Source organism: Pseudomonas sp. NY15437, assembly GCF_048068435.1.
GTDB classification, from domain to species: Bacteria; Pseudomonadota; Gammaproteobacteria; order Pseudomonadales; family Pseudomonadaceae; genus Pseudomonas; species Pseudomonas nitroreducens_B.
Map to the genome: position 1 here is coordinate 83730 of NZ_JBLUQC010000018.1, position 13847 is coordinate 97576.

The following is a 13847-nucleotide window of genomic DNA, read 5'->3' on the forward strand; positions in this document are numbered from 1 at the left end:
GGCTCCCGGCCTGTGGCCGGCCAACGACGGCCGGTCGTGATCTGCCTGACGACAGGTGCAATGCCATGATTTCGCTCAACCGCTCGACACTGGCCGGCCTGGCCAGTACCTCCCTGTTCGTGCTGCTGTGGAGCAGCGCCGCCATCATCAGCAAATGGGGCCTGGCCCAGGCCTCGCCGATGGCCTTCCTCGTCGCCCGCTTCGGGACGGCCCTGGCGGCGCTGCTGATCCTCTCGCCGCTGCTCGGCCTGCGCTGGCCGCGCGGACGCAAGGCGGTGCGCCAGGCCGTGCTCACCGGCCTGGTCATGCTGGGCATCTACCCGATCTTCTACCTGATGGCGCTGGACCTGCACGTTACCCCCGGCGTCATCGCCACGGTGCTGGGCGTGCAGCCGATGCTGACCAGCTTCCTGCTCGAACGCCGGCATTCGCCAGCGCGGCTGGGCGGTCTCGCGCTGGGGCTGATCGGGCTGGTGATGGTGGTCTACCAGAGCATCGGACTGGCCGGGCTGAGCTTCGCCGGGTTGGCGTGCAGCCTGCTCGCACTGCTGTCGATCACCGGCGGTTCGATCCTGCAGAAGAACATCCGCGAGAACCCCTTGGGCACCCTGCCCCTGCAGTACATCGCCGGGCTCCTGTTGTGCCTCGCCGTCGCGCCGTTCCAGCCGCTGCACGTGGAGTGGAATGCGGCGTTCATCCTCAGCGCGCTATGGATGGGGCTGATGGTCTCGGTGCTGGCCACCGTGCTGCTCTATCGGATGATCGCGGCGGGCAACCTGGTCAATGTCACCAGCCTGTTCTACCTGGTGCCGGCGGTCACGGCGCTGATGGATTACGCGGTGTTCGGCAATCGGCTGTCCGCCCTCGGCCTGCTGGGCATGGGGCTGATCGTGGTGGGGTTGATGCTGGTGTTTCGCCAGGCGGCTCCGGTGAGGGTTACCGGGGCGGTGCGGGTTGTGGATAACTGATAGCGCTGAGGGGGCTTGCCCTCTCCCTAACCCTCTCCCTGAAGGGAGAGGGGACTGTCCGGCACAGCCTGGAAGTTTCGAAGCTCCTTGTTCTCACCGGGAGAACACAGATCTCGAATCTCGCCGAGGAAGGCTCCCTCTCCCTTCAGGGAGAGGGCTGGGGAGAGGGCGCCCCTTAGGTAAGCGCTATCAGAGAACGCCTGTTGAGCCTCACCCCGCCGCCTCCACCTTCGGCAATGGCGCCGGGCGCAGCACCAGCCACAGCGCCAGGGCGATCAGCACGCCGCCCTGCAGGTGCGCCCAGGACAGCGACTCGTCCAGCAGCAGCACGCCCCAGAACACGCCGAACGGCGGGATCAGGAAGGTCACCGTCATGGTCTTCAGCGGGCCGATGCTGGCCAGCAGGCGGAAGTACAGGACGTAGGCGAACGAGGTGCAGGGCAAGCCCAACCCCGCCAGCGCCAGCAGGACCTTCGGCTCGGCCAGCGGCGCCAGCGGCATGTCCAGGCTGGTGCCGAGGAAGAACGGCAGCAGGCACAGGGTCGCGCCGGTCTGGCTGCCCAGGGCCGAGACGGCGAAATCCAGCCCGCCCTGGTCATTGATCCAGCGCTTGGTGATGAAGCCGGCGAAGCCGTAGCAGGTGGTTGCCACCAGGCACGCGGCAGCGCCCCAGAGCAGCCCGGCGTCAAACGGCACGGGGCCGGCGCGGGTGAGCACCGCAACGCCCGCCAGCCCCAGCAGCACGCCGCCGGCCTTGGCGCCGGTGAGCGCCTCGCCGAAGAACAGCGAGCCGATCAGCACGCCCATCAGCGGCGTGGTGGCGTTGAAGATCGCCGAGTAACCCGCCGGCAGCGTCTGCGCCGCCAGACTGTACATCAGCACCGGGATGCCCGAACTGATCACGCCGATGAGCAGGATGCGCCACAGCTTGCCGCGAAAGTCCCAGCGGGTACGCATCGCCAACAGGATGACCACCAGGCCGATAGCCGACAGGAAGACCCGGAAGAACGCCGTCGGCATCACGCCGATCGCCGGCACCAACTGGCGCATGAAGAGGAAGCTGGCGCCCCAGATGGCGGCCAGGGCGAGCAGGTTGAACAAGGCAGCGATGTTCATCGCGGAAGACTCCAGAGCGGGCAGACCACCAGCCTACGCCAGTGGTGAAGACCATCCATCCACAGCTGACTTTCAAAGTCCACTCTCAGGCGCGGCGCAGCCGCGCCATGCTCAGCACGTCGGCATATACACCGTCGCGCAGGGCGAATTCGCGCAGCGTGCCTTCGACCTCGAAGCCGAACTTGCGGTACAGCGCAATGGCCGGCGCGTTGTCGGTGTAGACGGTCAGCTCGACGCGGCGCAGGCCCATCCAGTTGTCGGCCACCTCCATCAGCTCGGTCAGCAGCCGCGTGCCCAGCCCGCGGCCCTGCCAGGCGACAGCCACTCCCATGCCGATGCTGCCGCAGTGGCTGCGGCGCACGCGGGGAAACTGCTCCAGGCTGGCGCTGCCGATCACCTGGTCCTGCTGCTTCGCCATCAGCGTCACCCGGCGCTCGTCGTCCAGCACCAGTCGCTTGCGCCACAGCTCCGGGGCCTGGTACGGCATCTGCAGCACCTGGCGGGCCACGGCCGGGTCGTTGTAGAGGGCCGCAAGGCCCGGGATGTGCTGCTCGGTGCAGCGTTCGGTGCGGATGTCGTCCATTACGCGGCGGCTCCTTGCCGGGGTTTTCCAGGAGGAAGGCTGACCAGCATACGCGCGAAACTTGCCGGAAAGTTGCACCAGAACCTGGCGAATCCACCCTTTCCCTCACCGCCCCCCGTGGCTAAGCTCGCTGCACAAGAACCCAGCAGAGGCGCTCCCATGGCTCAGCACTGGCCGGCGACCGAGATCGCGACCCTGATCCTCGAAGGCTTCGACGACTACCGTGCGAAGTTCCACCAGATCACCGCCGGAGCGCCCGCGCGTTTCGAGCAGGCACAATGGCAGGAGGCCCAGCGCGCCTCTGCCGAGCGCATCGAGCTGTACGAGGAAATGGTCGCCGAGACCGTCGGCCGCCTCACCCGCGCCATGGCCGGCATCGACCTGGTGGACGTCGAGCGCTGGCCCATCGTCAAGAGCGCCTACATCACCCTCATCGACCCGCGGCTGGACGACGAACTGGCCGAGACCTGGTTCAACTCGATCTTCTGCGGCCTGTTCAGCCACGACAACATCAGCGACGGCACGATGTTCGTGCACACCACCCGGCCCTCGCTGCGCGCCCACTCGCGCGACCCGCACACGCGCATCTACCGCCCCGGCGGCCAGCTGCGCCAAGCGCTGGAGCGCATCTTCGACGACTACCGCTTCGCCGTGGACTACGACGATCGCGAGCGCGACCTGCAGCGCATGGACAGCCTGCTGCACGCCAACCTGCCGGACTGGGTGTGCAAGGATCCGACCCTGACCATCGAGCTGATCGGCTCGGTGTTCTACCGCAACAAGGGCGCCTATGTCGTGGGCCGCCTGTTCACCCCGGACGAGCAGTGGCCGCTGGTGTTCCCGCTGGTCCACCACGAGGGGCGCGGCATCCAGTTCGACACGGTGATCACCGACGAGGCGGAAGTCTCGATCATCTTCTCCTTCACCCGCTCCTACTTCATGGTCGACGCGCCGGTGCCGGCGGAGATGGTCGCCTTCCTCAAGCGCCTGCTGCCGGGCAAGCACATCGCAGAGCTGTACACCTCCATCGGCTTCTACAAGCAGGGCAAGAGCGAGTTCTACCGCGCGCTGATCAACCACCTGGCCACCACCGACGACCGCTTCGTCATGGCCCCCGGCGTGCGCGGCATGGTGATGAGCGTGTTCACCCTGCCGGGCTTCAACACGGTGTTCAAGATCATCAAGGACAACTTCAACCCGGCCAAGACCGTGGACCATGCCACGGTGATCCAGAAGTACCAGCTGGTGAAGAACCACGACCGCGTCGGGCGCCTGGCCGACACCCAGCAGTTCGCCGACTTCCGCTTCCCGGTGCGCAAGTTCGACCCGGACTGCCTCGCCGAACTGCTGGAGGTCGCGCCCTCCACCGTGGTGCTGGAGGGCGACGTGGTGCTGATCCGCCACTGCTGGACCGAGCGCCGCATGACCCCGCTGAACATCTACCTGGAACACGCCACGCCCGCGCAGGTGGAAGAGGCGCTGAAGGACTACGGCCTGGCGATCAAGCAACTGGCGGCGGCGAACATCTTCCCCGGCGACATGCTGCTGAAGAATTTCGGCGTCACCCGCCATGGCCGCGTGGTGTTCTACGACTACGACGAGATCAGCTACCTCACCGAGGTGAACTTCCGCCACATCCCGCCGGCCCGCTACGAGGAAGACGAGATGTCATCCGAGCCCTGGTACTCGGTGGGGCCGATGGACGTGTTCCCCGAGGAATTCCCGCGCTTCCTGTTCGTCGACCTGAAGCTGCGCCGGCAGTTTGCCAAGCTGCACGGCAACCTGTTCGACGCCGACTACTGGAAGAGCCTGCAGGAGCAGATTCGCGCGGGGAAGGTGATCGACGTGTTTCCCTACCGCCGGCATGAGTCGCCGGAGCAAGCGCTGGCGCGGTGAAGCAGGCCGGGCACGACCTGCTGGAGTGAGCTGGCTCATGAATTCTGGCGCGTCGCCTGAGACCATTTCGTCCGGTAGACGGAGGTTCGCGAGCAAGCTCGCTCCTACGAAGAGCTGCCGAGGCGCGGCAACGGTGAAATGCTCTCGTAGGAGCGGACTCCGTCCGCGATTGGCCCCCATCGCGCCGAATGTCATCGCGGACAAGTCCGCTCCTACGCTGGCGGGTGTAACGGAGTTCGACCTGCAGAAACCTCAGCGATCAGTTCCAATGCCGCCGCGACGCCCGGCGGTTATCCCCCAGCCCCACCAGCGCGGCGACCGAGGCCATCAGCACTTCGGCGATCCACGCCAGCAGCAGGCCGCCGGCCAGCGCCCAGCCGATGGCCTCGGGCTCCAGTACCACCTGGTAACGGTAGTTGGCGTAGGTCTCCTGCAGCAGCTCGTGATTCGGCGCGGTCACCATGTGCAGGGCGCGCTGGTACCAGTTGCCCTGCAGCGCCTGCCATTCATTCTCGAACAACTGGGCGCGGCGGATCAGCCGCTCGATGTTGTCGGCGTCGCGCTGAAACACCGGGTCGGCGCTGCCACGGTAATGCGCCACCAGGGCATTCAGATCGCCCTTGAAGAACTGCCCGGACGTATCCTTGAACCCCTGCAATGCCTGGGTCGCCTCGATGCGGTGGGCATCGACGCGTTGCGCGTAATCCTTGATGAAGCCCGGAATCTGGACCGCGACCATCAACCCCAGTGCGAACAGCACCAGGCGTACGTAGCTGCGCAGCATTGTTTCCCCCTTTCGTTCTTATGATGTGCAAGGCGCCCCGGCATTCTCCCGATTGCCGCCCCGGCGCACCGGGAATGCTTCACGTCCCGCTCAGATACGCCCCTGGGTGACGATCTCGCCCCGCCACCAGAGCATCCACTCGCCGCCCTGCATCAGGGTCCAGTTTTCATTGTCGGTCAGCGGCTCGGTGGCGATCACCGTGACCACGTCGTTGGGCGTGGTTTCCGACTGGAAGTCCACCGTCAGGTCGGCATCGCGCAGGCGTGCCGGGCCGAACGGCGCACGGCGGGTGATCCAGGCCAGCTTGGTGCTGCAGAAGGTGAACAACCAGTCGCCATCGCTGAGCAGGCAGTTGAACACGCCCTTCTCGCGGTAGGAGGCGCACGCGGTGACCAGCGTTGGCAGCAGCACTTCCACCGGCACCGGCTCGGGGAAGGCGCGGCGCACGCGGTTGAGCAGGTCGCAGAAGGCCGCCTCGCTGTCGGTGTCGCCCACCGCGCGGTACAGGCCGGGCTCGGGGTGGAAGTCGGCGAGCTGGCCGTTGTGGGCGAAGGTCCAGTAGCGCCCGCCCATCTCGCGCACGAACGGGTGCGTGTTGGACAGGCAGACCTTGCCGACATTGGCCTGGCGAATGTGGCCGATCACCGCCTCGCTCTTGATCGGATAGCGCTGCACGAGCCGCGCGACTTCCGAGTCGACGCTCGCCGAGGGGTCCTGGAACAGCCGCACGCCGCGCCCCTCATAGAAGGCGATGCCCCAGCCATCGCGGTGCGGGCCGGTGCCGCCGCCGCGTTGCATCAGCCCAGTGAAACTGAAGACGATGTCCGTCGGGACGTTGGCGCTCATGCCGAGCAACTCGCACATGAATCAGTTCTCCTCCATCAGTGCTTCGCGCAGCTGATGCAGCTCGCGATCCAGGCGATTGTGCATCCTTTTGCGCCCCAGCGGCAGGAACCGCGTGACCGCGCGCAGCAGCAAGGCGGGCAGGTCGCTCAGCTCGCGGGGGATGAGGTGCAGGTGAAAATGGGCGACGTGCTGGTTGGCCGCAGGGCCATCATTGACCAGCAGGTTGATGCCGACCCGGCCGTAGCCGGCACGCCGCAGCACGCGCTGCATGCGTTCGGCCAGCGGGATCAGCCCCTGTTGCGCGTCCGGCGAAAGCTGGTGCAGGAAGGTCGCATGCTCGCGTGCCACCAGCAGCAGGTGCGCGGGGCGCAGCGGGTAGATGTCCAGCAGCACGATGAAATGATCGTCTTCGTAGAGGATACGGGCCGGCACGCGGCCGGCCGCGATGGCGCAGAACACGCAGTCCATGGGAACTCCTCGAGAGGCCGTTCAGTTCATGCTGGACGCGTGAGGAGCAGGACGCAAGGCCGGCGTCAGAGGCGCGGCTCGATCCGGGCGCGATTGTCGCGCCGCTCGCTGGGATGGGCATCCACGCCTTCCACCAGCTCCGGCTGCATCAGCTGGCGCAGGGTGGGTTCGTCTTCCGCTGCCTTGTCCTGGCGGCGCTTCTTCAACGAACGCTCCAGCGGCCAGCGCACCGCCACGAACAATAGGTACAGGCCGAACGCCGCCAGCAGCACCAGGGCCAGGTCGGAAACGGCGCGCCAGGCGTTGTTGCCCACCTTGAACACCACGTCCAGCGCGGTGATGGCGATGGCCGGGGCGTACAGGTTGTTCGCCGGGTCCACCGGGGTCGGGGTGAACAGCAGGACGATGACGATCACCCGCAGCGGCTCGCGCAGCCAGCGCCACATCCAGCCGGTCATCAGGAACCAGACCAGGGTCAGGCCAAGGCCGGCGGCGACATAGGCGCCCCAGGCAAACAGGTAATCGTGTTCGTTCATGCGCGTGCGTACGTGCGGTGTCGACAGAGGGGTGCGTATGATAGCTGCTTTTCCCCATGGGTGCGCAGCCAGGCGTCATCCATGCCGCCACCAGGAGCCGCCATGACCGACCGTCAGCCCCCCATCGCCCGCCGCGAAGCGGCCGCCGATCCGTATGCCTGGCTGGAAAACCGCGATTCAGAGGACGTCCTTGACTACCTGAAAGCAGAAAATGCCTACCTGGAAGATCGGCTTCTTCCTCAGACAGCGCTGCGCGAAACGCTCTTCCAGGAAATCAAGGGGCGTATCCGCGAGACCGACCTGTCGTTGCCCACGCCCTGGGGCCCCTGGCTCTACTACCAGCGCACCACCGCCGGCGACGAATACCCGCGCCACTACCGCAGCCCGCGGCCCGCCGATGGCTCGCTGACCGTCGAGGAAAGCGCCGAACAGCTGCTGCTGGACCCGAACGAACTGGCGGGCGACGGCTTTCTGTCAGTTGGCGCCTTCAGCATCAGCCCCGATCATTCGAAGCTGGCCTACAGCCTGGATACCAGCGGCGACGAGATCTACACCCTCTATGTGAAGGAGCTGGCTGACGGCAGCGTCACCACCCTGCCCTTCGAGGACTGCGACGGCAGCCTGACCTGGGCCAACGACAACCGTACGTTGTTCTTCGGCGAACTGGACGACACCCACCGCCCGCACAAGCTGTATCGCTACCGCCTGGGCGACAGTGATGCCCAACTGATCTTCGAGGAGCCGGACGGCCGTTTCTTCCTCAACTGCTACCGCGCCAGCTCCGAGCGCCAACTGGTGCTGCTGCTCAATAGCAAGACCACCAGCGAGGCCTGGGTGCTGGACGCCAACACGCCCGAGGGCGAATTCGTCTGCCTGGCGCCGCGCGAGGAAGGCCATGAGTACTACCCGGACCACGGCCGTCTGAACGGCGACTGGGCCTGGCTGATCCGCAGCAACCAGACCGGCATCAACTTCGCGCTCTATCACGCCAGCGAAACGCAGCCGACCCGCGAGCACTGGCACGAGCTGGTGGCGCACCGCGACGAGGTAATGCTCGAAGGCCTGACCCTGAGCGCCAGTGCCCTGACCCTGAGCCTGCGCGAAGGCGGCCTGCCGATCGTCGAGGTGCACCCGCACGGCCAACCGGCGCACCGCGTGGATTTGCCCGATGCTGCCTACAACCTCTACGTGCAGGACAGCCTGGAGTTCGACAGCCCGGTCATCCGCCTGCGCTACGAGGCACTCAACCGACCGGCGCAGATTCGCCAGCTGGACCTCGCCAGCGGTGAGCAGAAGGTGCTCAAGCAGACGCCGGTGGAAGGCCCGTTCGACGCCGACGCCTACGAAAGCCGCCGCCTCTGGGCCGACGCTGCCGATGGCGTGCAAGTGCCGATCAGCCTGGTTGGCCGCCGCGACGTGCTCGAAGGCGTCGCCCGCGGCACGCCGGCACCGCTCTATCTCTACGGCTATGGCGCGTACGGCGAGAGCCTCGACCCGTGGTTCTCCCACGCCCGCCTGAGCCTGCTGGAGCGCGGTTTCGTCTTCGCCATCGCCCACGTGCGCGGCGGCGGCGAGCTGGGCGAAGCCTGGTACCGCGCCGGCAAGCTGGAACACAAGCAGAACACCTTCAGCGACTTCATCGCCTGCGCCGAGCACCTGCTCAAGCATGGCTACAGCACCCCGGCGCAGTTGGCCATCAGCGGCGGCAGCGCCGGCGGCCTGCTGATCGGCGCGGTACTCAACCAGCGCCCGCAGCTGTTCGCCGCGGCCATCGCCGAGGTGCCCTTCGTCGACGTGCTCAACAGCATGCTCAACCCCGACCTGCCGCTCACCGTCACCGAGTACGACGAGTGGGGCAACCCGCAGGAGCCGGAGGTCTACGAGCGCATCCGCGCCTACGCGCCCTACGAGAACGTCAGCGCCCAGGACTACCCCGCCCTGCTGGTGGTCGCCGGGTACAACGACAGCCGCGTGCAGTACTGGGAAGCGGCCAAGTGGGTGGCCAAGCTGCGGGTGAGCAAGACCGACAGCAACCTGTTGCTGCTCAAGACCGACCTGGGCGCCGGCCACGGCGGCATGAGCGGCCGCTACCAGGGCCTGAAGGACGTGGCGCTGGAGTACGCCTTCCTGCTCAAGGTACTGGGCATCGACGGCAACGCCTGATGCTCTATACCTGCCCCTGCTGCGGCTACTTCAGCTTCGGCGACCCTCCGGGGTCGTACGAAACCTGTGAAATATGCTTCTGGGAAGACGACCACCTGCAGCTCTGCTTCCCCGACGCGCGCGGCGGCGCCAACGCCGTGAGCCTGATCGAGGCGCAGGTCAACTTCGTGCAATGGGGCGCGTGCGAGCGACGCTTCCGCGCCCAGGTGCGCCCGGCGACCATCGATGACGAGAAGGACGAGCGCTGGTTCCCGCTGTGGGAAAAGCGCGTGGCGCTGCCGGACGCGGAGAAACCACTGTCCGGCGAAGAGGCCTGCTACTGGCTGCGCGACTGACGATTTCCGCCGGCAGGATCAGCCGGCGCGGAAGATCAGGTGCTCTTCCCAGTCGTCCTCGGGCACCGAGCCCTCGGCGAGCATGCGTCCGGACTGGGAAATCCGCTCGTGGTGCACCGCGTCCGGATCACCGCAGACCAGGTGGTGCCACAGCGGCAGGTCCTTGCCTTCGGACACCAGACGGTAGCCGCAGGTCGGCGGCAGCCAGCGGAACTCGTCGGCCTGCGCCGGGGTGAGCTGGATGCAATCGGGCACGCTGGCGCGGCGGTTGGCGTAGTCGGTGCAACGGCAGGTCTTCAGGTCCAGCAGCTTGCAGGCGATGCGCGTGTAGTAGACGGTGCCGTCGTCCTCGTCTTCCAACTTCTGCAGGCAGCACAGGCCGCAGCCGTCGCACAGCGACTCCCACTCGTCCTGATCGAGCTGGTCGAGGGTCTTGCGTTTCCAGAAGGGTTCGACTTTGGCGGCCATTTTTGCGTCAGGGGCGATTTCACGGGGCGCAAAGTCTAAGCCCGCCGCGCGCCCAGGCCAAGCGCAGGCGACCATTGACCGTGCCGCGCTTGCCAGAGCGAGCGGCGCTGGGTAGTTTGATCGGCCCACGGGTGCGGTCCGCCTGCCTTCTCCACAGTGCCGCGCGACCCGCCTTGCGCCCGATCCCACCGCGATGCCCGGCCGACCACGGCACCATCGGCAGATTTCCCCTTCAAGGAGCCACCATGAGCGCCAATCCTCGCGTTTCCGAGCACCCGATCGACCCGCAGTTCATCAATCGCTGGTCGCCCCGCGCCTTCAACGGCGAAGCCATTCCCCAAGAGACCCTGCTGAGCTTCATCGAGGCCGCGCGCTGGGCGCCGTCTTCGTTCAACTCGCAGCCCTGGCGCTTCCTCTTCGCCCTGCGCGACACGCCGAACTGGCAGCGTTACCTGAACCTGCTCGGCGAATTCAACCGCAGCTGGGCGCAGCATGCGTCGGCGCTGGTCGTCGTGCTGTCGAAGACCACCTTCGCCCCGCCCGGCTCCAGCGAAGAGAAGCCCGCCCTGTGGCACAGCTTCGACACCGGTTCCGCCTGGGGCTTCCTCGCCCTGCAGGCGAGCCTGGCCGGCTGGCACACCCACGGCATGGCCGGCTTCGACCGCGAACTGGCGCGCACCGAGCTGAAGGTCCCGGCGGACCATGAAATCCACGCGGTGATCGCCATCGGCAAGCTGGGCGACAAGGCGATCCTCTCGGAGAGCCTGCAGGCCCGCGAAATCCCCAACACGCGCCGCCCGCTGGCAGAGATCGTCGCCGAGGGCGATTTCTCGCTCTGACTGAACACGGCTCCCTGTAGGAGCGGGCCATGCCCGCGATCGCGCGCATGGCGCGATCCTGCACAGCTCGGGTGCGGCCGGCGTATAGGAGCGAGATTGCCCGCGAACCGCTTGGCACCGTGCCAGGCAGGTTCGCGAGCAAGCTCGCTCCTACGAAAAGCGCTCCAACGAAAAAGGCCCCTTGCGGGGCCTTTTTCACGTCGGCGAGCGGTCAGTAGCCGCGGGCGAAATCCACTTCGCCGCGCATGGCCTGCCCCGCCCAGAAGCGCGTGAGGTTGTCGCGGAACAGGTCGATCAGCAGGCTCGGCAGCGTCGGCGCGGCGGTGTGCCCGGTGAGCAGTAGGCGCGGCGTATGCCAGAACGGGTGCGAAGCCGGCAGCGGCTCCTGGCGGCAGACGTCGATCACCGCGCCGGCCAGTTGGTTGGCTTCCAGCGCGGCAACCAGGTCCTCATCCACCACCGATGTGCCGCGCCCGGCGTTGAGGAACAGCGCGGTGGGCTTCATCCGCTGGAACAGCGCGAGGTTGTAGATATCGGCGGTTTCCGGCGTGTCGGGCAGCAGGTTGATCACGTAGTCGGCCGTCTCGGCCAGGCGCGGCAGGTCATCCAGCCCACCCATGCGGCCGAAGGGCACCAGGGTGCGCGGACTCTTCGCCACGCCGACGAGCTCCACGCCAAAGGGCGCCAGCATGTGCGCCACGGCCTGACCGATCTCGCCGGTGCCGACGATGAGGACATGCCGGCCACTCAGGCTGCCCGGTGCGCGGTCATCCCACTGCACGCCGACCTGGCTGGCGAGCCGGCCGAGGAACTGCCGCTCGTGGGCAAGCATGTAGGTGAGCAGGTATTCGGTCATGACCTGGCCGAAGATGCCGACGGCGCGGGTCAGGGCGTAGTCCTTGGGCAGGTCGTCCGCCAGCAGCGGGGTGATGCCGGCCCAGCTGGACTGGATCCACACCGGGTGCACGCCCTGGCGCAGCAGCTGCGCGGCCAGGGTCGGCTCGCCGAGCCACACGGGGCACTCCGCCGCCGCCTCCAGCAGCTTGTCCGGATCGCTGCCGGAGATCACCGTCAGACGGGGTTCGGCCGCCATCAGCAGGGCGGCATACAGGGAATGTTCACGATCGAGTACGAGCAGGCGCATGGTCAGGCCTTTCGCTTCGAACGGTGGTGGGTATCCGGCTGGCGCATCTGGACTCGCTTCAAGGGAGCTTCCCTGGGGAAATCGTCATCAGTTCTAGGGAAGTCAGGCGGCTATAGACACAGCCAGAGACCAAGCGTTCCGCTCCGTTGAACCCTTTTTACCCCTGCATAATGCGCTCAGGCCGCGTATTTGCACAGTGCAAGCACTGAGCGATACACGGCCTGAGGGGAATGACCAGGCAGTCCCGGTCAGACCGGATCGTTACGCCGCAGCAATTCCTCGGGCAGGTGCTGGATGTACTCCTCTTCCGCCGGCGGCATCTGCAGGTGGAAACCCTGCTTCTCGATGTTCTCCAGCACCACGTTGATGTCTTCGCGGGCCAGCTGGCGTTCCGGGCTCAGCACCAGGTCGAAGGTGTGTTGCGGTGCGCCGAACGCGGCGAGCAGCGCCTCGGGCACGCGGCTCAGGGCTTCGCGCTTGTCGACGTACAGGTACATCTCGTTCTTGCGCGGACTTTTGTAGATGGAGCAGATGCGTTTCATGGTCTGATTTTTCCGCGTTATTCGGCAGTGGGGGCAGCCAGGCTGTCCAGCAGGGCCTGCCCCATCAGCTCGCGGCGCCAGCCTTGCAGCGAATCGGGCAGGTGGTAGGGGCCGTTGGGCCAGCCGGTCTTGAGCAGGGCTTCGAGAATCTTCTTGCGCAACATCAGTTCGGGCGCCATTTCCAGGCGCTCGGCCTGCTTCTGGCCGACTTCGCGCAGCTTCTTCAGCACCGGCGTGACTTCGCGCGGCAGCGGCTCGGGCAGGGTCTGCGGCCAGGCGGACTCGGGCAGTTTCGCCGCGTGGGCGATCAGCGCGATCAGGGTATCGCCGTCCTGGCGCACGGTGCGCGGGTGCATGTCATCGATGCGGGCCAGGGCGACCTTGTCGCTGGGCTGGAAGCGCGCCAGCGGCCACAGGGTGTGCTCGCGCAGAATGTGGTTGCGCGGCTTGTTGCGCAGGCGCGCCTGTTCCTCGCGCCAGATGCACAACTCCCGCAGCACGGCCAGTTGCTGGCGGTCCAGCTTCCACGCCAGCTTGACGTCGAGGTAGGCCTCCTGCGGGTCGCTGACGCGGCTCTGGTTAAGGGTCAGGTCGGTACCATCGGCCAGCAGCCACTGCAGCTTCTCGTCGCTCAGGCGCGGCGCGAGCTTCACGTAGACCTCGGCCAGGTGCTGCACGTCCTCGGCGGCGTAGCGCACCTGCATGTCGGTCAGCGGGCGCTGCAGCCAGTCGGAGCGGGTTTCGTCCTTGGGCAGGTCGAGGCCGAGGATTTCCAGCACCAGCCGGGAGTAACCCATGGAATGCGGCATGCCCAGGTAGGCGGCGGCCAGCTGGGTGTCGAACAGCGGCTGCGGCAGGCTGCCGGTCAGGCGCTGGAAGACTTCCAGGTCCTCGCCGCAGGCGTGGAACACCTTCACCACCAGCGGCGATTCCAGCACCGCGGCGAACGGCGACCAGTCGCGGATCAGCAGCGGGTCGATCAGCCACACGCCACTGCCGTCGCCCACCTGCACCAGCCCGGCGGCCGGGTAGAAGGTATCGACACGCATGAACTCGGTATCGAGCGCGAGGTACGGCAGTTCTTTCCAATCCTGGCACTTGCGCTCCAGGGTGGCATCGTCGCGAATCCACTGTATGTCGAGGACGGTCACGAACATCT

15 protein-coding genes are annotated in these 13847 nt (G+C 66.7%); 5 read left to right on the top strand and 10 right to left on the bottom strand.

Going from position 1 to position 13847, the window contains the following annotated elements; genetic code table 11:
• Nucleotides 1–65 precede the first annotated feature (65 nt).
• Nucleotides 66–968: a DMT family transporter gene (locus tag ACNFIA_RS28505; RefSeq protein ID WP_416790386.1), complete on the top strand. Its 903-nt coding sequence runs from the start codon at nt 66–68 to the stop codon at nt 966–968.
• Nucleotides 969–1178: 210 nt separating this feature from the next.
• Here ACNFIA_RS28505 and ACNFIA_RS28510 read toward each other — a convergent pair whose 3' ends face one another.
• Together ACNFIA_RS28510 and ACNFIA_RS28515 are read right to left on the bottom strand one after the other, a co-directional pair.
• The gene (locus tag ACNFIA_RS28510) at nt 1179–2084 is read right to left on the bottom strand and encodes a DMT family transporter (protein ID WP_416790388.1); all 906 of its coding nucleotides are present in this window, start codon (nt 2082–2084) and stop codon (nt 1179–1181) included.
• Nucleotides 2085–2169: 85 nt separating this feature from the next.
• Complete coding sequence (locus tag ACNFIA_RS28515; protein ID WP_416790390.1) at nt 2170–2667, bottom strand: GNAT family N-acetyltransferase; 498 nt, start codon at nt 2665–2667, stop codon at nt 2170–2172.
• Between the two features lie 159 nt (nt 2668–2826).
• Here ACNFIA_RS28515 and aceK point away from each other — a divergent pair, with 159 nt between their 5' ends.
• Nucleotides 2827–4563 carry a bifunctional isocitrate dehydrogenase kinase/phosphatase gene (gene aceK / locus ACNFIA_RS28520; RefSeq protein ID WP_416790391.1) on the top strand — a complete coding sequence of 579 codons (1737 nt, stop codon included), beginning with the start codon at nt 2827–2829 and terminating at the stop codon, nt 4561–4563.
• A gap of 259 nt (nt 4564–4822) precedes the next feature.
• Here aceK and ACNFIA_RS28525 read toward each other — a convergent pair whose 3' ends face one another.
• The 4 genes from ACNFIA_RS28525 to ACNFIA_RS28540 all read right to left on the bottom strand — a co-directional run bounded on the left by ACNFIA_RS28525 (nt 4823) and on the right by ACNFIA_RS28540 (nt 7197).
• On the bottom strand, nt 4823–5347 hold the full coding sequence (locus ACNFIA_RS28525; protein ID WP_416790392.1) for a DUF2937 family protein: 525 nt from the start codon (nt 5345–5347) through the stop codon (nt 4823–4825).
• A gap of 90 nt (nt 5348–5437) precedes the next feature.
• Nucleotides 5438–6211: a class II glutamine amidotransferase gene (locus tag ACNFIA_RS28530; protein WP_259753744.1), complete on the bottom strand. Its 774-nt coding sequence runs from the start codon at nt 6209–6211 to the stop codon at nt 5438–5440.
• Nucleotides 6212–6214: 3 nt separating this feature from the next.
• Nucleotides 6215–6661, bottom strand: a complete 447-nt coding sequence (locus tag ACNFIA_RS28535) for an HIT family protein (RefSeq protein WP_259753742.1) — start codon at nt 6659–6661, stop codon at nt 6215–6217.
• 65 nt (nt 6662–6726) lie between these two features.
• Nucleotides 6727–7197: an MFS transporter gene (locus ACNFIA_RS28540; RefSeq protein ID WP_259753741.1), complete on the bottom strand. Its 471-nt coding sequence runs from the start codon at nt 7195–7197 to the stop codon at nt 6727–6729.
• 102 nt (nt 7198–7299) lie between these two features.
• Here ACNFIA_RS28540 and ACNFIA_RS28545 point away from each other — a divergent pair, with 102 nt between their 5' ends.
• Together ACNFIA_RS28545 and ACNFIA_RS28550 are read left to right on the top strand one after the other, a co-directional pair.
• Complete coding sequence (locus ACNFIA_RS28545) at nt 7300–9360, top strand: S9 family peptidase (protein ID WP_416790395.1); 2061 nt, start codon at nt 7300–7302, stop codon at nt 9358–9360.
• Nucleotides 9360–9695 carry a CPCC family cysteine-rich protein gene (locus ACNFIA_RS28550; RefSeq protein ID WP_259753737.1) on the top strand — a complete coding sequence of 112 codons (336 nt, stop codon included), beginning with the start codon at nt 9360–9362 and terminating at the stop codon, nt 9693–9695. Before ACNFIA_RS28545 ends, ACNFIA_RS28550 begins: the two co-directional genes overlap by 1 nt.
• An 18-nt stretch (nt 9696–9713) precedes the next feature.
• Here ACNFIA_RS28550 and ACNFIA_RS28555 read toward each other — a convergent pair whose 3' ends face one another.
• Nucleotides 9714–10163 (bottom strand): YcgN family cysteine cluster protein, encoded by a 450-nt coding sequence (locus ACNFIA_RS28555; protein ID WP_259753735.1) that lies wholly within the window; start codon nt 10161–10163, stop codon nt 9714–9716.
• 245 nt (nt 10164–10408) lie between these two features.
• Between ACNFIA_RS28555 and ACNFIA_RS28560 the strand changes: the two genes are divergently transcribed.
• Nucleotides 10409–11002: a nitroreductase family protein gene (locus tag ACNFIA_RS28560; protein WP_259753733.1), complete on the top strand. Its 594-nt coding sequence runs from the start codon at nt 10409–10411 to the stop codon at nt 11000–11002.
• Nucleotides 11003–11213: 211 nt separating this feature from the next.
• On the opposite strand, the gene ACNFIA_RS28565 is transcribed toward ACNFIA_RS28560, so the two are convergent.
• From ACNFIA_RS28565 to rnd, 3 genes are all read right to left on the bottom strand, one after another.
• Nucleotides 11214–12146, bottom strand: coding sequence for a D-2-hydroxyacid dehydrogenase (locus ACNFIA_RS28565; RefSeq protein WP_416790397.1), 933 nt, complete (start codon nt 12144–12146; stop codon nt 11214–11216).
• Between the two features lie 248 nt (nt 12147–12394).
• Nucleotides 12395–12688, bottom strand: coding sequence for a YcgL domain-containing protein (locus tag ACNFIA_RS28570; RefSeq protein WP_259753728.1), 294 nt, complete (start codon nt 12686–12688; stop codon nt 12395–12397).
• Nucleotides 12689–12705: 17 nt separating this feature from the next.
• On the bottom strand, nt 12706–13845 hold the full coding sequence (gene rnd, locus ACNFIA_RS28575; protein WP_416790400.1) for a ribonuclease D: 1140 nt from the start codon (nt 13843–13845) through the stop codon (nt 12706–12708).
• Nucleotides 13846–13847 lie beyond the last annotated feature (2 nt).